19 protein-coding genes are annotated in these 20,692 nt (G+C 71.7%); 1 reads left to right on the top strand and 18 read right to left on the bottom strand.

Annotated features, from left to right (window positions below; genetic code table 11):
• Positions 1–7 precede the first annotated feature (7 nt).
• From ACZ37P_RS31415 to ACZ37P_RS31345, 15 genes are all read right to left on the bottom strand, one after another.
• A complete protein-coding gene (locus ACZ37P_RS31415; RefSeq protein WP_467349715.1) occupies positions 8–1,555 on the bottom strand; it encodes an FAD-dependent oxidoreductase in 1,548 nt (515 codons plus the stop codon).
• Complete coding sequence (locus tag ACZ37P_RS31410) at positions 1,552–2,394, bottom strand: class I SAM-dependent methyltransferase (RefSeq protein WP_467349714.1); 843 nt, start codon at positions 2,392–2,394, stop codon at positions 1,552–1,554. The genes ACZ37P_RS31415 and ACZ37P_RS31410 overlap by 4 nt, the downstream gene beginning before the upstream one ends.
• 59 nt (positions 2,395–2,453) lie before the next feature.
• Entirely contained in the window at positions 2,454–3,737 is a 1,284-nt protein-coding gene (locus ACZ37P_RS31405) for a lycopene cyclase family protein (protein WP_467349712.1), read from the bottom strand.
• A 593-nt stretch (positions 3,738–4,330) separates the two neighbouring features.
• Entirely contained in the window at positions 4,331–5,353 is a 1,023-nt protein-coding gene (dmpG, locus tag ACZ37P_RS31400; RefSeq protein ID WP_355335334.1) for a 4-hydroxy-2-oxovalerate aldolase, read from the bottom strand.
• Position 5,354: 1 nt separating this feature from the next.
• On the bottom strand, positions 5,355–6,443 hold the full coding sequence (locus ACZ37P_RS31395) for an acetaldehyde dehydrogenase (acetylating) (protein ID WP_467349711.1): 1,089 nt from the start codon (positions 6,441–6,443) through the stop codon (positions 5,355–5,357).
• On the bottom strand, positions 6,440–7,300 hold the full coding sequence (locus tag ACZ37P_RS31390) for a 2-keto-4-pentenoate hydratase (RefSeq protein ID WP_401720060.1): 861 nt from the start codon (positions 7,298–7,300) through the stop codon (positions 6,440–6,442). The genes ACZ37P_RS31395 and ACZ37P_RS31390 overlap by 4 nt, the downstream gene beginning before the upstream one ends.
• 179 nt (positions 7,301–7,479) lie before the next feature.
• The gene (locus ACZ37P_RS31385; RefSeq protein ID WP_467349709.1) at positions 7,480–8,967 is read right to left on the bottom strand and encodes an MFS transporter; all 1,488 of its coding nucleotides are present in this window, start codon (positions 8,965–8,967) and stop codon (positions 7,480–7,482) included.
• Positions 8,968–9,177: 210 nt separating this feature from the next.
• On the bottom strand, positions 9,178–9,990 hold the full coding sequence (hcaB, locus tag ACZ37P_RS31380) for a 3-(cis-5,6-dihydroxycyclohexa-1,3-dien-1-yl)propanoate dehydrogenase (RefSeq protein WP_391162832.1): 813 nt from the start codon (positions 9,988–9,990) through the stop codon (positions 9,178–9,180).
• The gene (locus tag ACZ37P_RS31375; RefSeq protein WP_355335344.1) at positions 9,990–10,847 is read right to left on the bottom strand and encodes an alpha/beta fold hydrolase; all 858 of its coding nucleotides are present in this window, start codon (positions 10,845–10,847) and stop codon (positions 9,990–9,992) included. Before ACZ37P_RS31375 ends, hcaB begins: the two co-directional genes overlap by 1 nt.
• On the bottom strand, positions 10,844–12,109 hold the full coding sequence (locus ACZ37P_RS31370; protein ID WP_467349706.1) for an NAD(P)/FAD-dependent oxidoreductase: 1,266 nt from the start codon (positions 12,107–12,109) through the stop codon (positions 10,844–10,846). The genes ACZ37P_RS31375 and ACZ37P_RS31370 overlap by 4 nt, the downstream gene beginning before the upstream one ends.
• Positions 12,106–12,420, bottom strand: coding sequence for a bifunctional 3-phenylpropionate/cinnamic acid dioxygenase ferredoxin subunit (locus tag ACZ37P_RS31365; RefSeq protein WP_355335349.1), 315 nt, complete (start codon positions 12,418–12,420; stop codon positions 12,106–12,108). Before ACZ37P_RS31365 ends, ACZ37P_RS31370 begins: the two co-directional genes overlap by 4 nt.
• Positions 12,421–12,469: 49 nt before the next feature.
• Positions 12,470–13,033, bottom strand: coding sequence for an aromatic-ring-hydroxylating dioxygenase subunit beta (locus ACZ37P_RS31360; RefSeq protein ID WP_391162834.1), 564 nt, complete (start codon positions 13,031–13,033; stop codon positions 12,470–12,472).
• Between the two features lie 15 nt (positions 13,034–13,048).
• Complete coding sequence (locus ACZ37P_RS31355) at positions 13,049–14,407, bottom strand: aromatic ring-hydroxylating oxygenase subunit alpha (RefSeq protein WP_467349703.1); 1,359 nt, start codon at positions 14,405–14,407, stop codon at positions 13,049–13,051.
• A gap of 28 nt (positions 14,408–14,435) precedes the next feature.
• Entirely contained in the window at positions 14,436–15,326 is an 891-nt protein-coding gene (locus ACZ37P_RS31350) for a VOC family protein (RefSeq protein ID WP_355335357.1), read from the bottom strand.
• Positions 15,327–15,478: 152 nt separating this feature from the next.
• Entirely contained in the window at positions 15,479–16,279 is an 801-nt protein-coding gene (locus ACZ37P_RS31345) for an IclR family transcriptional regulator (RefSeq protein ID WP_391048163.1), read from the bottom strand.
• A gap of 110 nt (positions 16,280–16,389) precedes the next feature.
• Between ACZ37P_RS31345 and ACZ37P_RS31340 the strand changes: the two genes are divergently transcribed.
• Positions 16,390–17,016 carry a TetR/AcrR family transcriptional regulator gene (locus ACZ37P_RS31340; protein WP_467349700.1) on the top strand — a complete coding sequence of 209 codons (627 nt, stop codon included), beginning with the start codon at positions 16,390–16,392 and terminating at the stop codon, positions 17,014–17,016.
• 63 nt (positions 17,017–17,079) lie between these two features.
• Here ACZ37P_RS31340 and ACZ37P_RS31335 read toward each other — a convergent pair whose 3' ends face one another.
• The 3 genes from ACZ37P_RS31335 to ACZ37P_RS31325 form a co-directional block, all read right to left on the bottom strand.
• Complete coding sequence (locus ACZ37P_RS31335) at positions 17,080–18,543, bottom strand: MDR family MFS transporter (protein WP_467349699.1); 1,464 nt, start codon at positions 18,541–18,543, stop codon at positions 17,080–17,082.
• A gap of 241 nt (positions 18,544–18,784) precedes the next feature.
• Positions 18,785–19,762, bottom strand: coding sequence for a fumarylacetoacetate hydrolase family protein (locus tag ACZ37P_RS31330; protein WP_467349697.1), 978 nt, complete (start codon positions 19,760–19,762; stop codon positions 18,785–18,787).
• Between the two features lie 55 nt (positions 19,763–19,817).
• The gene (locus ACZ37P_RS31325) at positions 19,818–20,561 is read right to left on the bottom strand and encodes an SDR family NAD(P)-dependent oxidoreductase (protein ID WP_401307864.1); all 744 of its coding nucleotides are present in this window, start codon (positions 20,559–20,561) and stop codon (positions 19,818–19,820) included.
• Between the last annotated feature and the right edge of the window lie 131 nt (positions 20,562–20,692).

Genomic DNA, 20,692 nt, shown 5'->3' with positions numbered 1-20,692 from the left:
CGGCCCGTCACGTGTCCCCGAGGGCCGCCAGCGCCCGCAGTACGGCTGAGCGGCCCCGCTCCGGGACCGTCCAGAGCGTCTGGCCGCGCACGCCCCACCGCTCCAACAGGGCGTTGGCGGCCAGGAAGCCGGTGGTCGCCGCGCGTTCCATGAGGGCGACCGGGAGGTCGGTGCGGACCGCGTCGCCCGCCACCGTGACGGTCGGGTGCGGGGTGCGGACGGTGGGCCGGTCGTGGAAGCCGCCCACCGGGAACAACGGGCAGTCCGCGCGCCATTCGTGCCGCTGGTCGACGATCGAGGCGTGCGCCGTCTCGGGATACACCCGGTGCATCTGCCGCACCAGCCGGCCCTGGGCGGCGGGCAGGTCGTCGGAAGCGTAGGCGTACGCGTGCAGTTCGATCACCGAGCCGCCGGTCCTGGCCGCCCAGCGCGCCGCCTCGCCCTCCCAGCGCTCCAGCACGCTGATGTTGTCGAGCGGGCCGAAGCCGCTGGTGCCGAGGAAACCCGGCCGGTCGGCGGCGACCGGGCGGTCCAGCCAGAGCCGGGAGACGAGGAACGGCGGCGCGGTGCGCAGCCGTTCGGCCCGCTCCCGCCACGGCGCGTCGCACAGGCCGGGCGAGGCGGCGGCCAGGCGGCGCAGGCCGCCGCTGTCCAGGGCGAGGACGAGGGCGTCGAAGCGCCGCGTCCTGCCGTCGGCGGTGACCGTCGGGCCGTCGGGCCCCGACGACCCGGCCGCGCTCACTTCGGTGCCGGTGCGCACGTCCGCGCCGTGGCCTTCCAGGTAGCGGCCGAGCGGCTCCCAGAGCGCCCGGGGGTACGGCTCGTCGGGGACGTCGAAGAGCAGGCCCTCGCTGGAACCGAGGAAGTAGATGTGGAACATCAGGACCAGCTCCGCGGCCGAGAGTTCACGCGGGTCGGCGAAGAAGCTGCGGGAGAACACCTCGAAGGCGAGGTGCTGCGCGGCGTCGGGGAAGCGGATACGGGCCAGGAAGTCGGCGGCGCTGACCGTGTCGAGGCGTGCGTAGACCTGCGGCACGCGCACGTCCAGCAGGGGCAGGGCGGCGGCCGGGTTCATCCGAAGCAGGTCCCGCCAGCCGAAGGCGGGGCTGAGGGCGACGAAGCCGAGGGCGCTCCACGGCGGGGTGCGCGGGACGCGCGCGAAGCTGTCGTACAGGCCGCTGCTGTGCCGCAGCGGGTAGTCGGGCAGCGCGGTGAGCATGCCGAGGGAAGGGTCGGCGCGGCGGAGCAGGCCGCGCAGGTTGTAGTACTGGCGGAAGAAGGCGTGGAAGCCACGGCTCATGGTGACCGGTGAGCCGTCGGCCAAGTCGGTGGACCAGCCCGCCAAGCGTCCGCCGAGGGCGCCCTCGCGCTCGTACAAGGTGACCCGGGCGCCGCGCTCCGCCAGGCCGGTGGCGGCGGCGAGCCCGGCGATGCCGCCTCCGATGACGGCGACCTCGGGGGCGTCGGCGCCGAAGCGGGGGCGGCCGGGCGGCGCGGGAATCGTCCGGGCGCGCCGGTCGCGGCCACGGCGGGGCGCGGCGGGGCGCCCGGTCACCGCGGGTCCCCGTGCTGGTTGCGGAGCTGCGGCTGCGGCTGCGGCTGCGGCTGCGGCTGCGGCTGCGGCTGGGCCAGACTTCGGGGCGGGTGGGGTGGTCCCTGTTCCGGCTCGGCGCGCGGCGGGTCCTGGGGTACGCGGCCGAGCACGGTGTGGGTGATGCCGGTCTGCCAGCCGGGCAGCGGCAGGACACGGACGGAGCCGAATCCGGCGCGGCGCACCCGGTCGCCGAGGGCGGCGGCCGTGTCGAACGCGACGACGCTGGTGTAGAGGTGGCGGTAGAGACCGGCGTCGCCGGTGAGCCGTCCTGCGGGCAGCACGACGCCCTTGCACACCCCCGCCCAGACCGCCCGGTGCGCGGCGCTCCCGCCGAGCGCGTACTCGTGCACGGCCAGTCGGCCGCCGGGGCGGAGCCGGTCGCGGACGGCGGTGAGGACGCGGTCAGGGTCGGCGACGTTGCGCACGAGATACGCGGCGAACGCGGCGTCGAACCGCCCGGTGACGAAGCCCCCTTCGGCCAGCTTCTCCACGGGCGCGTGGAGGAAGGAGACGGTGGCGGGCCAGCGTTTGGCGGCTGCCCGCTCCAGCATCCCGGCGGAGGCGTCCACCGCCGTGATCTCGGCGTGCGGAGCGGCGGCGAGCAGCGCGGCGGTCGAGGAGCCGGTGCCGCAGCCGAGGTCGAGCAGGCGCAGCCCGGCCCCGCCGTGCGGCAGCCGCAGCCGCCGGGCGGAGCGGCGCAGGTGCGCGTGGTAGCCGGGGTTCATCGCGGTCAGCCGGTCGTAGCGGGCGGAGCCGTGGTCGAACGCCGACGACAGCTCGTCGTCTCGCAGCAGGGGCATGGGGTGGACTTCCTGTTGGGGGGCGGCATCGGGGCGGGCGGCGTCGGGGCGGGGCGGCATCAAGGGGCCGCGCCGGGGCGGCGGCTCACGGGCGCGACAGGGGGCGGGTCGGGTCTGCGGGCGACAGATTCGCCGGGCTCGCGCCTGCGCAGGAAGGGCAGTTCGGCCACGGTCCGCAGCATCGGGGCGACCGGGGTGCTCAGGCCGATCAGGAAGTCCTCCCCCGGTCCTGAGCCGCCGTCGAGGAAGCGCAGCAGACGCTCGGTCGGCACCCGGCGGAACAGCCCGGTGAAGAAGTCCGCGCCGTCCACCCGCCCGGTGTCCAGGGCCCGCAGCATGACGGCGTCCATCGCCCGGGAGCGGCGCGAGTGCGGGGAGGGCGGTACGGGGGCGCGGCGCCGCCGGCCGCCGACCGTGGGGTCGCCGGTCAGGAGGGCGTCGGCGACGGCCCGGGTCTGCCGCTGGACGGCGGCGAAGGTGTAACCGGTCGACGCGCGGGTCGCGCCGCCCGCCGTGCCGATCCGGAACACCGAACGCCCGGCGCGCGGGGTGAACCGTCCGTCGGTCATCGGGATCACGCCCTGCTCCACGCCGGTCACCTCGAACCGGCCGAGCCTCAGCACGTCGTCGGTGTAGTGCCGCAGCGCCGCGTCGTACCGCGCCGTGTCCAGGACCCCGGCGGAGAATTCCGTGTACTCCACGAGCGCCTGCCGTGGTCCGAGCGGCAGCACGTAGCCGAAGGACAGCCCGTGCGCGGGACGCGGTGTGCGGAAGTCCATCAGGTCGGCGACCGAGGGGGCGAAGGCGTCGTCCGCGGTCCGGACGAACCAGCCCCTGAAGTGCTGGAGCAGCGTCGTGCGGGCCGCGGGGAGCCGTGGGAGCGGGCGGGAGTCGAAGACCCAGCGGGCGTTCAGCTCCAGGGGCCGACCTGCCGTGTCGTGCCCGGAGACCCGCGCGCCGGTGGCCGTGTCCTGCACGGACTCGACCGTCGCCTCGATCCGGCGGCAGCCGTCCGGTCCCGACAGGCCCTCGCCCACCAGCCGTTCGAAGGCGCCCGACCGCAGCATCTTGTAGCGGAACGGCGCGGGATCCGCCACGGTGGCCGAGCCGTCGGGTCCCCGGACCCGCAACCGGTCCCAGGAGGCGGCCAGGACCGCGTCGTACGGGCCGCCAGGCGGCTCCCAGAAGCACCAGGTGCGCTCGGGCGGTCGCAGCGGACCGGACGGCGCGTCGACCAGCACCACGGTGGGCCGGTGCCGGGCGGCCGAGGGCGCGCACAGCCGGTGGGCCAGCGAGAGCCCGGCGGCGCCCGCACCCACGATCACGACGTCCGCGTCCCGCACTCGTGCTCCTCCCGGCGCGACGAACACCTGGCCGTCCGGGCCCGGCTGCCGCGTTGCAGATCTTTCCGCAGCGAAGGCCCGGTTGGATGCACGCGGGGCGCGCGGCGAGCGGCGATCACGCGAACGGGGACGTCTACGAGGAGCGATCCCCCGGTACCGGCCGCCCTGGGAATCGCGCAAGACAGCTGTGGGGGGCGGGTGTTGGGCGCGGCTGTTGGCGGCGGGCCTCACACGAGCCGCGCGATGGAGTCCGCGAGCGACGCCGCCCGGTCGGCCGCTTCACCGGCCGGGACGGCGACGAGTTCGCGGCCGAAGCGCCGACAGCTCTCTTCGTGGATCTCCCCGAAGACCGGCGACTCCCGGCAGGCGATCCGGCGCGCACGTCCTGGGGGTCGCGCGCACCATGCCCGCCGCCACCCGTCGTTGACGGCCGCGCCCGCTGTGCGCGCTCTCGGGGGCCGCTGGGGCCCGTCTCAGGCGTGGGCCCGCGCCGGAGACGGGCCCCGGCGGCCCGCGCGGTGGGCAGCCGCCGCGACGATCCGGCTTCCCCCACCGCGCAGGGCAGCTGCGGGCCCGCGCCGGTCGCGGCCGTCTCAGACGGACGGGCTCTGGGCCGCCACCAGGTCGAGCGCGATGTCCACGATCATGTCCTCCTGGCCGCCGACCAGGCGTCGGCTGCCGCACTCCATGAGGATGGTCCGGACGTCCACGTCGTAGCGGGCGGCGGCGGCCTCGGCGTGCCGGAGGAACGAGGAGTACACACCGGCGTATCCGAGGGTCAGGGTCTCCCGGTCCACGCGCACCGGGCGGTCCTGCAAGGGCCTGACGATGTCGTCGGCGGCGTCCTGGAGCCGGAACAGGTCGCAGCGGTGCTGGTATCCGGAGATGTTGGCGACGGCGATGAAGGCTTCGAGCGGGCAGTTGCCCGCTCCCGCGCCGTGGCCCGCAAGCGAGGCGTCCACGCGCCGGACGCCGTTCTCCACCGCGACGACGGAATTGGCGACCGACAGCGACAGATTCTCGTGTGCGTGGATGCCGATCTCGGTGCCGTCGTCGAGGACGTCCCGGTAGGCCCTTACCCGGGCGGCGACATCGGCCATCGTGAGCCGCCCGCCGGAGTCGGTGACGTAGACGCACTGCGCACCGTAGGACTCCATCAACTTGGCCTGCCGCGCGAGCTGTTCGGGCGGGGCCAGGTGCGAGAGCATCAGGAAGCCCGAGACGTCCATGCCGAGTTCGCGCGCAGCGGCGATGTGCTGCGCGGAGATGTCCGCCTCGGTGCAGTGCGTCGCGATGCGCACGGACCGCACACCGAGTTCGTACGCCCGCTTGAGCTCGTGGATCGTTCCGACGCCCGGGAGCAGCAAGGTGGTCAGGCGGGCGTGCCGCAGGACGTCCGCGGCGGCCTCGATCCACTCCCAGTCGGTGTGGGATCCGGGACCGTAGTTCACCGATCCCCCGGCGAGTCCGTCGCCGTGCGCCACCTCGATCGCGTCGACTCCGGCGGCGTCGAGGGCGGTGACGACGCGTCGCACGTCCTCGGGGGTGATGCGGTGGCGTACGGCGTGCATGCCGTCCCGCAGTGTCACGTCCTGTACGAATATCGCAGCCGACATCTCAGACTCCTGCCTTCGCCGCGGCGATCCGCTCGGCGACCCGCAGGGCCGCCGAGGTCATGATGTCGAGATTCCCGGCGTAGGCCGGGAGATAGTGCGCCGCTCCCTCGACCTCCAGGAAGACCGACACCTGGTGGGTGGGGCTGTCGGCCGCGGCGTCCAGCAGGCTGTGCACGGGCTGCCCGGCCGGAATGCGGTCGATCTGCACCCGCTGCTTCAATCGGTAGCCGGGCACGTAGGCGGCGACGTCGGCGACCATCCGCTCCACCGACGCGCTGATCCGTTCCCGGTCCTCGGCATCGGGCGCCCGGACGAGGGCGAAGACGGTGTCGCGCATCATGAGCGGCGGTTCCGCGGGATTCAGGATGATGATCGCCTTGCCACGCCGCGCCCCGCCGACCCGCTCGATGGCGGCGGCCGTGGTCTCGGTGAACTCGTCGATGTTCGCCCGGGTGCCGGGCCCCGCGGACTTCGAGGAGATCGAGGCGACGATCTCCGCGTACGGCACCGGCACCACCCTGCTGATGGCGGCCACGACCGGGATGGTGGCCTGGCCGCCGCAGGTCACCATGTTCACGTTGGGCGCCGCGAGATGCTCGTCGAGGTTGACCGCCGGGACGACGTACGGCCCGATCGCCGCGGGCGTGAGGTCGATGAGCCGCTTGCCCAGCGGTGCCAGCTTGGCGGAGTTCGCTTCGTGGGCCTTGGCCGACGTGGCGTCGAAGACGATGGCGATGTCCTCGACGCCGGGCAGCCGCAGCAGACCGTCGACGCCTTCGTGGGTGGTCGCGACCCCGAGGCGGGCCGCACGCGCCAGCCCGTCGGAGGCGGGGTCGATGCCGACCATGGCCGCCATCTCCAGGTGCCGAGCGCTGCGCAGCACCTTGATCATGAGGTCGGTGCCGATGTTGCCCGATCCGATGACGGCGACTTTCGTCCTGGCCGCACCCGCCGTACGCGTCGCGCCCGTTGCCGCCGTCGCGTCCGTCGTACGTGTCGCGCCCGCTGTCTCCGTCGCGTCCGCCGTACGCGTCGCGCCCGCTGTCTTCGTCGCGTCCGTCGTACGCGGCGTGCCCGCTGTCTCCGTCATGCCCGCTCTCCCTTGCCGAACCGCACTTGCACCGCGCCGAGCCCGGACAGCCGGGCGACGACGACATCGCCTTCGACGACGGGACGCATCGGACCGAGCGCGCCGGACAGGACGAGCTGCCCCGCGCGCAGCGGATCGCCGAGTTCCCGCGCGGTCCGGGCGAGCCAGACGACCGCCGCGACGGGGTCGCCCAGGCACGCGGCGCCGGTGCCGGTGGAGACCTCGTCGCCGCCGATCGACATCGACATCCGCTGCTCCACCGGGCTGAACGCGTCGAGCGAGAGCCGCCGCGGGCCGATGACGTACGCCCCGGCCGAGGCGTTGTCGGCGACGGTGTCCGCGAAGCTGATGTCCCAGTCGGCGATCCGGCTCCCGCACACTTCGAGGGCCGCCGAACCCCAGGCGATCGCGCCCCGGACCTGAGCGTGGTCGAGCGGGCCTTCGGTCAGGTCGTCGCCGAGCATGAACGCGATCTCGGCCTCGACCCGCGGCTGTGTCACGCGGTCGATCGGGACGGTGTCACCGCCGAGGAACGCCATGTCGTCGAAGAGGACGCCGAAGTCCGGCCGGTCGACGCCGAGTTGCTCCTGGACCGCCGGTGAGGTGAGGCCGATCTTTCGCCCCACGACGCGGGCGCCCGCCCGCAGGCGGTGCGCGGCGACGGCGGCCTGTACGGCGTAGGCGCTCGGCAGGTCGTCCGCGCCGATCAGGTCGCGGACCGGTGCGCAGGGCACGCCGCGCGCCGCGGCGTCGATGAGCCGGGCCGCCGCGGCGGCGACGGCGGCCTCGTCGGCCGCGGCCGGCCGGCGGGGTGCGCCGGCCCCGTGCGGGCGTGTGGATGATCGGGAAGAAACCATGGTGGTGTGCCACCCAACAGAACAGGGGCCACCGGAGATCCGGTGGCGACGGCCGAATGATTGGCAGAGGTTGTCGTCGGTGCCTTTTCGCCGCGCATCCGACGCGGTGGTGACCGGCCGGGCCGGGCGGCAGCGTCGCCCGGCCCGGCCCCTCCTCAGGAAGTCAGGAAGTCAGGAAGTCAGGAGGTCAGTTGGTCGGCCGGTGCGCCGACGGACGGCTGCGCGGACGCGGGCACCCGTCCGCGGCGGGCGGAGTAGCAGATGAAGGCGACCAGGACGTCGCAGCAGCCCGCGACGAGCAGACAGATCCGGAACCGGTCCTCGGCCGGCACCCCGGGGACGGCGGCGACACTCTTCGACTGGAGGATGCTCGAATAGACCGCCGGGCCGAGCGACCCGGAGATCGTCATGATGATGCCGATCATGCCGATCCCCATTCCGGTGAGTTCCGCGCGGACGCTGCTCTGGATGGAGCTGAACAGTCCGACGCCCACCAGGCCGCTGCCGACGCCGTAGACGCACGCGGCGACCAGGAACGACGCCACGGAGGCGCCCCCGGACATGGCCAGGATCAAGGTCAGCGCGGCGGCGCAGTGACAGGTCGCGCCGACCCCCGCCACCAGCAGCGGCCTGGTACGAGCGCCGAGGACGCCCGCGCCGATACCGGCGAGCGCGCCGAGCAGCGAGTAGGGCAGCAGCAACAGCCCGGTGTCCAGGGCGTCGTACCCGAGGCCGTATCCCGCGGCGGAGGGCGTCTGGACGTAGAACGGGATGAGGAAGGTGACCGACTGGATCGCCATGCCGATCGTGAAGCCCGCCACGACCGTCCGCGCGACGGTCCCGGACCTCAGGAGCGCCAGATGGAACACCGGGGTCTTCGACCGCTTCTCCAGCGTCACCCATACGGCCCCGCCCGCGAGACCGGCAGCGGCGAAGCCGATCGCCTTCGCCGACGAGATGCCGTCGGATCCGGCTGTCTTGATGCCGTAGAGCAGCAGGACGATCCAGGCGACCAGGCCGATGACATTCCCGATGCCGAACGCGGCCGTGGCGTCGCGGGAACTCGACGGGATGACGGCCCAGACGCAGATCCCCACCACGACGTACACGACGGTCGCGCCCAGGAAGAAGTCCTGCATCGAGACCCGGCTCAGCGCCAGCCCCCCGGCGACGAGCCCGACTCCGGCCCCGACGGCCTGTGCGACCTGGCTGACGATCACCGCGGTGTGCACCGAGGAGCCCGCCAGGTGGCGGCGCAGGACGCCGACGCCGAGCTGACCGGCCGCGGAGCCGAGTCCCATGACCGCCGCGCCGATCAGCATCGCGGGGAAGGTGTGCGAGATGCCCGGCACGAGCATGCCGGTCGCGAGGAGCGCGGCGCCCAGTGTCGCGGCTCCGCGGTCGCCGAGCACGTCCGCCAGCCGCGGCAGCAGGATCGTGCTGACGCCGCCGCCTATCAGCAGCAAGGTGAGCACCCACGCGACGTCGCCGACCGTCAGGTGGAACTCGCGCTGCACCACGGGAAGCAGCGGGGTCAGCATGAAGGTCACCGCGGACGAGGTGAAGCCGAGCAGCGCGGCCACGGCGATCAGGGGATTCCTCCCGCGGGTACGGACGGGTCTCTCGACGCGCGGTCTTTCCTGGTGGTGTGTTTCGCTGTGCGTCATCGCACTGCCTCTCCTCATGTCATGAACGCCCCTGGGGCCATCCCCGCCGCGGTGTCGGCACCTGCGAGCGGAGGGCGGGCCGCTCGGCGAGCGACCGGTGACCGGAGTATGTGATTCGGCCAGGTGAGCGGCCAGCAATACGTTCTGCCTGGGGGAACGCGGCCGAAACACGTCACCGCCGGGAGCGGTGGGACGGCGCGCGGGACAGCGTTACGGCGCGGGGTCGGGGCGGCGCGGGGTGCCCACGGCGCTCACGTCGAGGACCGCGCCGGTCACGGTCGCGGACTCCTCGCGCGAGGCGAGCAGGACGTACGGGGCGACGTAGTCCTCGGCGCTGGGGGCCAGGTCGAGGGCGGAGTACCGACGGAGCCGGTCGCCGGTCGGCAGCATGTCGCTGATGGAGGTGTCGCCCAGCGCCATGGCGCGCGGCCCGCGCAGATCGGTCGCCATCCCGCCCGGCGCGACGGCGTTCACCCGCACGCGCGGCGCGAGTTCGTACGCCAACTGCGCGACCAGTCCGACTCCGGCGTGTTTGGACGCGGTGTAGAGCACGCCGCCACCGCGTGGGTACAGGGCGGCGTTGGACAGGGTGAAGATCATCGATCCCCGCCGCTCGGCGAGCGCCTGGGCCGCCGCCCGGGCGCCGAGCAGGTAGCCCTTGACGTTCACGCCGAACAATTCCTCGTAGCCGTTCTCCAGTTCGGCCATCGACATGTCGAGCGCCGCCCGGCCGAAGTCCCACAGGCCCGCGTTGCCGACGAACGTGTCGAGTCCTCCGAAGGCCGACACGGCCGCTTCGACGGCGGCGGTGTTGTCCTCTCCCGAGGTGACGTCACCGCGTACGCCGCGTACGCGGTCGCCGTGCGCCTCCCGCAGGTTGTCCAGTTTCTCCGGCGACCGTTCGAGCACCGTGGCCGTCGCGCCCTCGGCGACGAAGCGGTCGACGACGGCCCGGCCGAGTCCCGAGCCGCCACCGGTCACCAGCACCGACAGCCCGGCGAGACGCCCCTGTCCGGCGGCCATCAGTGGTGTTCCAGGAAGTGCTTGACCGTGGCGTTGAACTCGGTGGCGTGTTCGAGCTGCGCCCAGTGACCGCAGCGGCCGAACATCAGCAGCCGGGAGTCCGGGATGACCGCGTGCGCGCGCAGGCTGGTCTCGTAGTGCACCGTACGGTCGTCCCGGCCGTGGATGATCAGCGTCGGCACGTCGGACCGCGCCATCTTCTCCCCCGCCTGCGCGAAGCCGGTCGCGCCGACGCCCGCGCGCATCACCTCCAGCCAGTTGCGCAGGTGCTCCGGCCTGCTCACGGCGGTGCGCGAGCGTTCCTCGGCCAACTCGCGGGTGGCGTGGGCCGGATCGAAGCACATCACCTCGACCAGCTTCTGGAAGTTCTCCGGTGAGGGGTCCTCGTAGGTGTCGAAGATGATCCGGATGCCTTCGGACATGCCGTTCGGCGCCATCACGTTGACGCCCCAGATGCCCGAGCCCATGGTCACCAGGTGCGAGACCCGCTCGGGGTGCTCGGTGGCCATGACCATCCCGATCGCGCCGCCCATGGAGTTCCCGACGAAGGCGGCGCGGTCGATGCCCATGGCGTCCATCAACTGCGTGACGGCCGCGCCCTGGTCGCGTCCGGTAGCCACGCTCTGCGGGTTGGAGTCGCCCCAGCCCGGCATCGTGACGGCGACGCACCGGAAGTCGGCGGCGAGCGCGCGGATGTTGGCCTCGAAGTTCGACCAGCCGGTGGCGCCGGGCCCGGTGCCATGGATCAGGAACACGGGATCGCCGTCACCGGCTTCGTTGATCTGGATCTGGTAGTCGGCGGTGTCGACCAGCCGGTAGGTGGAGTCGTGGGTGATCTCTGAGGTGACGGTCGTCATTGCGCGCTCTTTCTCACGAGGTGCTGTTTGAGTGTTCCGCACAGGTCGAGGCCGGGGTCGGACAGCAGTCGGCTGTCGACCGGCACGTTTCCCGCGATGAGCCGCTTCACCACGCCGACCTCGCGGGCGGCGCCCATGCCCGCTGCCGCCGCGATCCGGCCGTGGCGCAGCCAGAAGGCGAGGAACCGGTCGGGTACCGCGCCCTCCCGGAGGACGAAGTCGTCGCTGCGCCGGGGCCGTCCGATGATCTGCAACGTGGTGTCGTACTGGTCCGACCACGCGTAGGGCGGTGCGGTGTACCGCACCGGGCTGCCGGCGATCGTGCTGCCCACCGCCGTACCGTGCCGCTGCGCCGCCTCCCAGTGCTCGAGCCGGCCGCGGGCGGTCAGGTGCGGGTGCGGCTGGCTCGCGACATCGCCGGTCGCGTAGATCCACGCCCGGCTGGTCTGGCCGAACTCGTTGACAGGGATGCCCCAGTCGTCGACGTCGATACGCGCCGTACGGGCCAGTTCCGTCCGCGGGCGTACGCCGATCCCGACGACGACCGTGGCGGCCGGTACGCGCTGGCCGTCCGACAGACGCACCGCCTCCACGCCCGCCGGGGAGCCGAGGAATTCCGTGACCGTGACGCCGGTCAGCAGCCGCACCCCGTGGTCGCGGTGCAGCCGCGTCATCAGGTGCGCCACGGCCGGTCCGAGCACGGAGGCCAGCGGATACGGCTGCGCTTCGACCACGGTCACCTCGATGCCGCGCCGACGGGCGACGGCGGCGAGTTCGAGGCCGATGAAGCCCGCGCCGATGATGACCAGCGGGCCGCCGCGGGCCAGCCGCGCGTGGAGCCGTACCGCGTCGGCGGCGTCCCGGAGCGACAGGACGTTGTCGGCGTCGGCGCCGGGCGTGGTGAGGCGGCGCGCCGCGACACCGGTCGCCAGCACCAGCCGCCCGCAGCCGAGGACGTCGCCGCCGCTCAGCCGTACGGTGAGCGCGGCCGGATCGATGCCGACGACGCGTTCGCCAAGCCGCAGCGCGATGTCGAGGTCCTGGTAGACCGACGGGGGCTGGATGGGCACGAGACCGGCCGACTCCCCGTCGAGCAGTCCTTTCGACAACGGCGGCCGTTCGTAGGGGAGGTTGGGGTCCGCGTCGACCAGCGTGACTCTGCCCCGGTAGCCGTGGCCGCGCAGGGCCACGGCCGCGCAGACTCCGGCGGCGCTGGCCCCGACGATGACGCAGCTCTGACCGGGGACGGCCGACGTGCTCAACTCCGCTCCGGTATCTCGACCATGACGTCGTCGCCGTCCAGCTTCACCTGGTAGGTGCACAGCGGGAGGGACGCGGGCGGGGACAGCACGGAACCGGTCCTGAGGTCGAACTTCGCGAAGTGCCAGGCGCATTCGACCTGGTCGCCGTCCACGTACCCGTCGGCAAGCGAGGACTGGCCGTGCGTACAGGTGTCGTTCAGGGCGAAGAATTCGCCGTCCGCCCTGAACACGGCGACGGGCGGCACCGTCGGCATCTGGAGTGCGTCACCGTCGTCGAGTTCGTCGACGGAACAGGCACGGATCCACGGCATTGCTGCACCTTTCGGTAGGCGCGGGACGGCGCGCGGGCGCGGGTCGGGGTCAGAAGAAGTTGCTGAGGTTGCCGGACTGGAGCACCGTCTGGTCGAGGTAGACGAACCGCTTGGCGATCGCGAGCCCGTTCTCCGTACGCCGCAGCGTGTCCTCGCGGCGGCCGACCCACTGGTCGGTGTCGCTCTTGAGCCGGGTGCGGTAGAGCAGGAAATTGCTCTGCACCACGAGTTCGTCGCCGCTGTCCTCGGTCACCCGGACGTTGGTGATGAGGTGCCGGGTACGGGACGGCGGGTCCTCGGCCCACGAGGTCCCGGTGGCGAACTTCTTGGCCCGCGTCCGGAGGAACTGCTTGTCCTCGTCGAAGTAGGCCATCTCGCCGGGCTTGGTGAACTCCAGGTGCAACTGCCGCCTGGTCATGGTCCGCCGCAGCGGCATGAAGTAGTGGGTGTCCTCGGTGAAGAGGCCGACCCACTCCTCGTACTGGTGGGCGTCGAGCAGCGCCGACTCGTAGGAGTAGAACTGCTCCACCTCGTGCTGCCGCAGCAGCGTGTCGAGGTCGACGGGGTGCGCGGCGGGCACCGCACGCGCTGCGGGTACGGCGTGGGTCGTCATCGCGGGCTCCTGGGCCTAGTAGCGGTCGTGGGGAACCGTGCTCTTGCGCAGCCCCTCCCACGTGGGGTTGCGGAGCCACTCGCGCCAGGAGTGGTAGGTCCACAACTGGGCGTGCTCGTTGATGGGCGCGTCGATGACGGCGAGGCCGTCGTCCTTGACGACCTCGGACGTGCCGAGACCCATCTTCAGAAGCTGGGGGATCTCGCGGCTCTTGGTGCCCTTGGTCTGGAGGGTGGACTGCGCCCAGTTCTCGCCGTCCTCCTGTTCGAGCATTCCTGCGGGCCCGAAGAAGTGGATCTGCGCGTGCAGCGCGGCGGCCTGCTCCTGCGGCGAGGCGTTCTTGTCGCGGAAGGAGTACCACCAGATCTCGGTGACGTCGGGGCTGCGCGGCACCCGCAGACTGAGCTGCGCGTTCGCCGTGACCCAGGCGGTCGGGAAGATGTGCGGGTGGCCGCCCACCCGGCTTCCGTGCCGCCCGAGCTTGGCCTGGGTCCGCGGTGTGTAGCGCCACTCGAACAGCTCCCGGCCCCCGGCTGTCACCTCCAGCGACTCCTGGTCGGGACCCGAGATCGCGTGCCCGTACTCGCCCACCATCACGACGTTGTGCAAGTCGCTGGGCAGGAAGGGGACTTCGAGGTCGGCGCCGGATTCGGTCCTGGCCCCGCCGTCGACGAACTCGTCCGGCGGGGCCGGGATGAGACCGACGGCGAAGGCCGACATGTGCGTGATCTGCGGGTGGTAGTAGTCGAAGACGTTGTCGACGGTGAACTTCCAGTTGGTCCTGACGGTGAACTTCTGGACGCCGGGAACGGCCTCCATGTCGCCGCGCTCGGCGAGCAGGTCCAGTCCGAGCCGGCCCGTCGCGCCGAGGTACTCCTCCAGGGGCGGCGCGTCCGCGTCCATGGTGGCGAACACGAAGCCGCGGTAGGAGTCGAGTTGGGCCACCTTGCGCAGCGGGTGCTTGGACAGGTCCAGCTTGTCCTTGTAGAAGAGGGACTTGCCGGGCACGCCGATGAGTTCGCCGTCCAGTCCGAAGGTCCACCCGTGGTACGTGCACATGAAATTGCGGACGTTTCCCTCCTCGGCCCGGCACACCGCGTTGCCGCGGTGCGAACAGGTGTTGAGGAAGGCGCGGATCGAGCCGTCCCGCTGCCGGACCACGAGGACGTTGTCCGATCCCATCGGGGCCTCGAAGAAGTCGCCGCGCTTGGGGATCTGCGTCTCGTGGCACAGGAAGAGCCAGGTCCGGCCGAATATCCGCGTCATCTCCAGATCGAAGATCTCCTGGTCGCTGAAGATGCGCCGGTCGATCTCGCCTCTTTCGAGCGAGACCAGGTCATCGAGCTGGTCCACCGCGCGTGGGGAGTCGTTCATGGTGTTCTCCTTGGCGTACACGTCACCGTCAGTGGGTGTGATTGCGGTCGTGGCCCCAGAACTGGGCGGCGTCCCAATTCGTGATCGTCCAGGTCTCGTCGTCGATCAATTTGCCGGCCGTTCCGTACTCCACGCCGATCCCGGACGGCGACTTCATGTAGAACGAGAGCATCTCGTCGTTCGTGTGACGGCCGAGCGTCGCGGTGAGGGAGATCTCCCTCGCGCGCACCCGGTCCAGTGCGCGGCCGACGCCGTCGACGCTGTCGACCTCGAGCATGAAGTGGTCGATGAAGGGTTTCCTGCCGTCCGGCGCGGGACCGAACGCGAGTGAGTGGTGCCGGGGATTGACGTGGGTGAACGTCAGGACCAGGGGCTTGAAGGTGATGTAGTCGCTCACCTTGAAACCGAGGACGTGGCGGTAGAAGGCGACCATCTCGTCCACGACGGACGAGACGAGCACGATGTGGCCGACCCCGAGGTCGTTGCCCTTGTCGTCGCGCGTCACGAACCGGACGCCGGTCGGCGAGACGAACGCGGAGGACACGGTGACGGCGCCGTAGAACAGCTCCAACCGGAAACCGGCCGGATCGGCGAACCGCACCAGTCGGCGGACTCCGCGCAGGTCGGCGAGGTGCGGATCCTCCGTGACGGCGACCCCGGCGCTCTCCAGGTCCCGCACCTGGGCGTCGAGGTCTTCCTCGGTCGCCACCTCCCATCCGACGTAGGACAGCGTGTCGTCCCCGGCGCGTACCGCGATGCGGTGGTGCCTGGCGTCCATCCGCAGAAACAGCGTTTCGACGTCGTCGGCGTCCCGTCCGCGGGTGACGTGCAGGCCCAGAATGTCGCCCGCGAAGTCCTCCCACGCGTCGAGGTCCTGCGCACCTATGCCGATGTAACCGAGCGCTTTGACATAACTCACGCGCGATTCCTCCGATTCCCAATGGATGACGCGGAAGCCCTCGGAAAACACACAGGGGAAGGGCCTGCGCATAACTGTATTGAGCGCCCGAAAAGAAGCCAGGATTCTGTTCCGTCAGACGGAAAGCAGTTGTTCCGGCGTGCTCCCCCGGGTCACTTGCGATGCAGCGCGGACGAGAGCTGCTGCGCGGTGTCGACGAGCACCGACTTGTAGCGGGCGGGGGTGCGGCCGAGCACCGGGCAGGAAAGCGAGACCGCGGCGACCGCACGGCTGTGATCAGCGGCCCAGACCGGCGCCGCGAGGCAGGCCACGCCGAGGAACGACTCCTCGTGATCCGTCGCGATACCGGTCTCGCGCACCCGGAGCAGTGAGAGCTTCATCCGCTGGGCGTCGGGAATGGTGTACGCGGTGAACCGCTTGAAGGATCCGTCGAGAACGGTCCTCAGATGCAGGGAGGGAGCGAAGGCGAGCAGCGCCTTCCCGAGCCCTGTGGCATAAGCGGGCCTGCGTCCGCCGATACGCGTGTCCATTCTCGGCGCGCCCAGCCCGGAGACTTTGTCGATGTACAGGATGTCCGCACCGCTGAGAATGGCGAGATGAATGGTCTGCCGGGTGAGGGCGAACAATTCCGCCAGATAGGGAGAGGCCAGTTCGCGCAGGTCCTTCGCGGCGCCGACCTGCACCCGGCTGCCCAGCTCGAAGACGCGCTCGGCGAGCAGATACCGCTCGCCTTCCTTGGCCACATAACCGTGCTCGATCATCGCGCTCAGCAGCCGGTGGACGGTCGACTTGGCCATCCCGGTGCGGGCGGCGATCTCCGAGACGCCCAGCGACTTCCGCGAACCGGACAGGGTGTCGAGCACGGCGAGCGCCTTGCCGACGGATGTGTCGCGCACTTCGCCGGCCGCCGCGGCGGCGTCGTGCACCCGCCGCGGGCTTTCCGGAGCAGGCATCGGGTTCCTCCTCAAGGTACGAGGTCACCAGCCGTTAAATGGGAGTAAACTCTCACTTAGCCGTCACAGTAGGCTGCCCGCAGTCGCATCGCAAGAGTGGGGAGCGGAGATTGCCGGACGAGTCCGCAGCACCGGTACCGGTACGCAAGCGCGCACCTCGCGCCGACTCCCGGCGGAACGTCGATCGCATCCTGGCGGCGGCCCAGACCCTGATCGAACGCGAGGGGCCCGACGTCACCCTCGACGAGATCGCCAAGGAGGCCGGGGTCGCGCCCGCCACCCTCTACCGGCATTTCCCGAGCAGAATGCATCTGTTCGAGGGCGTCTACCGCGGTCGCGTCGCGCGACTGGCCTCCATGGCAACGGAGTTGGCGCAGCGCGACGAGCCGACGGCGGCACTCCTGAACTGGCTGCGCCAGTTCGTCGATCTGGGAGTCGAGGCGCAGGGAGTCCTCGCCGGACTGCTCGCGCAGGGGCTCCGTGAGACCGACCCCGTCGCCAACACCGAGTGGGGTCAGTCGCTGCTGGTGTCGGCGGCGGATCTGCTGCTGCGGCCCGCCCAGGAGCTCGGCGCGATCCGCGACGACCTCACCGCCGGCCAGCTCGTGGCGCTGCTCACCGGCATCACCCTGGCCGTCCACACGCTCGGCGGCTCCGCGTCCGCGTCCGCTGCCCGGGCCCTGGACGCGCACCACGCGCTGAATCTGCTGCTCGAAGGTCTCACGCCGCGGGCGTGACCGCCGCCTTCACGGCCGGAGGCCCGCGGCGGCGCGCACCGGGCCGACGACGTGCCGCAGGCGTCAGCCCGTCAGCGTGTCGGCGGTCTTCGACGCTCCCGTCCCGTCCCGTTCGACATCGGTCGGCGCCCGCGTGCGCAGCATCACGGCCGGGACGATCGCGAGCACCGACAGGGCGACGGCCAGCCAGAACAACCCGCCGAAGGCGTCGGCCAGTTCGGGTGCCAGGCGCTGTCGTGCGGTGTCGCTCAGCGCGGCCAGGGACTGGACCCCGCCGCCGTCGGTGAAGCCGCTGAGCCGACGTTGGAGCAGAACCGCCGCCACAGCGGTGCCCATGGCCCCGGCGACGTACTGCACGATGCTCATCAGCGTCGACGCGCCGGGGATCTCGTGGCCGCGCAAACCGGCGTATCCGGCGGCGGTCAGCGGCGTGGCCGTGGCGCCGACCCCGACGCCGCGGACGAACCAGCACACCGACAGCCATACGTCGCTGGTGTCGGGCCCGATCATGGTGAGCGGAAGCACTCCGGCGGTCACCATGAGCAGGCCGAAGACGATCACTGCCCGGGGACCGCGCTTGTCCATCACCCGGCCGGCCGTCGTCAGCACCAGCATCGCGCCGAAGGCCGACGGCGCCACCAGCAGGCCCGCCTTGATGGCGCTGTCCCCCCGCGCGAACTGGTAGTAGAGCTGCACCAGGAACAGCACCGCGTTGGTGCCGGCGAGGTAGAGGAACATCGCGGTCTGGGCCGATCTGAGGGCCGGGTGCTTCCACAGCCGCAGGTCGAGCAGCGGATGAGCGGCCCGCAGCGCGTGTACGACGAACGCGGCGGTCAGGGCGATTCCCAGACCTCCGGTGAGCGCGACGGACGGGGACACGCGCCCGGCATCGCCGAAGTCGGAGATGCCGTAGACAAGCAGCGCGAGTCCCGGCGGTAGCAGGGCCAGTCCGATGAGATCGAGCTTCCGGGGCACGCCCAGTTCGCCGCGGTCGAGGACGACCCAGGCCAAGCCGATCCCGAGAGCGCCCAGCGGCAGATTGACGAAGAAGATCCACCGCCAGGACAGGCTGGAGAGGATCAGTCCGCCGAAGATCGGCCCCAACAGGGGCCCCAGCATGGACGGAATCCCCACCACGGCCATGACGCGTCCGAGGCGGCCGGGGCCCGCCTCCCTGGCGAGGATCGTCTGCCCGGTGGGCAGCAGCATCCCGCCGCCGATCCCTTGTACCGCGCGCGCGACGATGAGCAGCGCCATCGAGTTGGCGAGTCCGCACAGCAGCGAGCCGAACAGGAACATGGCCATGGACGCGATCCACACCCGTCTGGAGCCGAATCGGTCGTTGGCCCAGCCGGTGAGCGGCACCACCGTGGCGAGGGCGAGAAGGTAGACCGTGCTGACCCACTGGACGGTGGCGAGCGAGGTGTCGAAACTCCTCACCAACGACGGCACGGCCACCTGGACGATCGTCGTGTCGAAGATGGATATCAGGGAGCCGAGAATCGTGACCGTCGCGACCAGAGTCATGCGTCGGTCGAAGACCTTCACCTTTTGAGAGCCGACGTCGTTCAACGAGTCTCCGATCGCACCGCACACTTCTCGCGGCGCGTGTCATCCGAAAAGGCGCGGCCGCACCGCCTTCGGAGAGTGTCCGCTCTCCGATCCCGATGCGGTGCCGCGTCGTTCCGTCAGACAGAACCGGGCTGCCCGTGGTCCGACCGGGGACGTACGGGTGCCGGGTGGTGCGGGGTCGGCCGGTGGTGCCGGGTCAGACCGTGCGGATCTCGTTCACGAGCGTGCCGATCGCCTCGCACTCGATCGTTCGCGTCGCGCCGATCCGGTGTTGGTAGTCGATCTCCCGCAGCGTGTGCGTCCCCGTGATGTCGGTGCCCACGTGGATGATGTCGCCGGGGAACAGGGTGTGGTGGTCGCTGGCGTGCGCGATGACTTCCGCCACCGAATAGATCAGGCGCTCGGTCCGGCATTCGATCCGTACGTCGTCGCCGGTCGCCAGGGTGATGCCGAGCCGGTCGGGGTCGGGGATCTCGTCCCTGGTCACGATCCACGGTCCGCACGGCTTGAAGCTGTCGGTGCCCTTGGCCCGCAGGTGGTAGGTGACCCTCATGTCCCCGTGCTCGAAGCCGGACGCGGCCCGGGGCCGGCCGCTGTGCCGCCGGTCCAGCTCCCCCGCCATGGAGCCGGGTACCACCACCGTGTCACCGGCCCGCAGCCCGGGCGCGGACACGTCGTCGATCAGGGTGTATCCGAAGACGTGGTCCAGTGCCTCGGCCGGGTCGATCCGCGTGCCCTGCCGTCCGATCACCACGGCCAGCTCCGGCTCGGGATGGACGAGTCCGAACGACGGGCGCAGCCGGATCGGCTGCCGGTGTCCGACCAGTGCGGAACCGGGTGAGGAGAAGAACGGCGGATGGTCGGGGACGCTCGACGCGAACGCGGCGAACACCGGGCTGTTGAAACCGACGCCCAGGATCTTCCCCGGCCGCGGGACCGGCGGCAGCCAGGCGCCGAGCCGGTCGATCTCGGCCACGCTGGTGGCGGCCGGGGACCGGTCCGTCCCGAGCGCGCGGTCCAGGCGCGGGCGCAGGTCGTCCCAGCGTTCGATGAGCGTCAGCACGCCGTAGAGGCCGGGGCCGCCGACGAGGTCGCCGACCGGGACCGCCCGGCCGGCCGGATCGAACACGACCGGCTCGGGCCGGCCGTCGATCACGCATGTTCCTATCCGCATGGCAGCGCCTCTCCGTGGAGCGGCGCCGCCGCGTTCGGCACGGTCTCGGTTCCTCTCACCACGACAGCAGTCCGCCGTCCACCACGATCGCCTGACCGGTCACGTAACCGGCCGCCGGGGAGAGCAGGAAGTCGATCATCGCGGCCACCTCGTCGGGCTCGCCCTGGCGGCCGAGCGGGATCTTCGCCTCCAGCTCGCCGACCGCCGCGTCGCGGTCGGAGGAGTGCTTCCAGTGCTCGTCGTTGAACGGCGTGTCGATCCAGCCGGGGCACACGCAGTTGACGCAGACCTTCAGCGCGCCCCACTCGACCGCCATCGCCCGCGTCATGCTGACGAGGGCCCCCTTGGACGCGGCGTACGCGAAGGACCCGAAGCCGCCCCGGAACGCGGAGGTCGAGCCGGTGAAGACGATCCGCGGCGCGGCGGACCGGCTCAGCGGCCCGATCGCGGCCTGGGCCAGCAGGAACGCGGCGCGGACGTTCAGGTCCATCGTCGCGGTCCAGTCCTCCAGGGGGTACCGGGCGACGGGCGCCTCGCGCAGCAGCGCGGTGGTGATGAGGAGTCCGTCCAGGCCGCCGAACCGCGCGCAGGCCGCGTCGACCATGGCCCGGGCGGCGTCCACGTCGAACAGGTCGTGCTCGCCGATGACGAGGCGGCCGGGTGCTTCCTCGGCGGCCAGTTCACCGGCGGCCGCCATGTTGATGTCCGCGAGGTACACGTCGACACCACGGTTACGCAGGCGGCGTACGCAGGCGCGTCCGATTCCCGTGGCGCCTCCGGCGACAATGACGGCGGGCATGGTGATCTCCTCGGTGGAACGGGCTCGGGCTGATGGGCCTGGGGGGGGGGGGGGGGGGGGGGGGGGGGGGGGGGGGGGGGGGGGGGGGGGGGGGGGGGGGGGGGGGGGGGGGGGGGGGGGGGGGGGGGGTA

This window comes from Streptomyces sp. NPDC024632, from assembly GCF_055559175.1.
The sequence above is the reverse complement of the archived record's forward strand: the minus strand, read 5'-3'. Positions and strand labels throughout refer to the sequence as shown.

Bases quoted from the DNA above. Each gene is read 5' to 3' on its own strand.
- ACZ37P_RS31410 (WP_467349714.1), bottom strand. From the start codon at position 2,394: ATGCCCCTGCTGCGAGACGACGAGCTGTCGTCGGCGTTCGACCACGGC.
- dmpG (WP_355335334.1), bottom strand. From the start codon at position 5,353: ATGTCGGCTGCGATATTCGTACAGGACGTGACACTGCGGGACGGCATG.
- ACZ37P_RS31395 (WP_467349711.1), bottom strand. From the start codon at position 6,443: ATGACGGAGACAGCGGGCACGCCGCGTACGACGGACGCGACGAAGACA.
- ACZ37P_RS31390 (WP_401720060.1), bottom strand. From the start codon at position 7,300: ATGGTTTCTTCCCGATCATCCACACGCCCGCACGGGGCCGGCGCACCC.
- ACZ37P_RS31385 (WP_467349709.1), bottom strand. From the start codon at position 8,967: ATGACGCACAGCGAAACACACCACCAGGAAAGACCGCGCGTCGAGAGA.
- hcaB (WP_391162832.1), bottom strand. From the start codon at position 9,990: ATGGCCGCCGGACAGGGGCGTCTCGCCGGGCTGTCGGTGCTGGTGACC.
- ACZ37P_RS31375 (WP_355335344.1), bottom strand. From the start codon at position 10,847: ATGACGACCGTCACCTCAGAGATCACCCACGACTCCACCTACCGGCTG.
- ACZ37P_RS31365 (WP_355335349.1), bottom strand. From the start codon at position 12,420: ATGCCGTGGATCCGTGCCTGTTCCGTCGACGAACTCGACGACGGTGAC.
- ACZ37P_RS31360 (WP_391162834.1), bottom strand. From the start codon at position 13,033: ATGACGACCCACGCCGTACCCGCAGCGCGTGCGGTGCCCGCCGCGCAC.
- ACZ37P_RS31355 (WP_467349703.1), bottom strand. From the start codon at position 14,407: ATGAACGACTCCCCACGCGCGGTGGACCAGCTCGATGACCTGGTCTCG.
- ACZ37P_RS31345 (WP_391048163.1), bottom strand. From the start codon at position 16,279: ATGCCTGCTCCGGAAAGCCCGCGGCGGGTGCACGACGCCGCCGCGGCG.
- ACZ37P_RS31335 (WP_467349699.1), bottom strand. From the start codon at position 18,543: ATGACTCTGGTCGCGACGGTCACGATTCTCGGCTCCCTGATATCCATC.
- ACZ37P_RS31330 (WP_467349697.1), bottom strand. From the start codon at position 19,762: ATGCGGATAGGAACATGCGTGATCGACGGCCGGCCCGAGCCGGTCGTG.
- ACZ37P_RS31325 (WP_401307864.1), bottom strand. From the start codon at position 20,561: ATGCCCGCCGTCATTGTCGCCGGAGGCGCCACGGGAATCGGACGCGCC.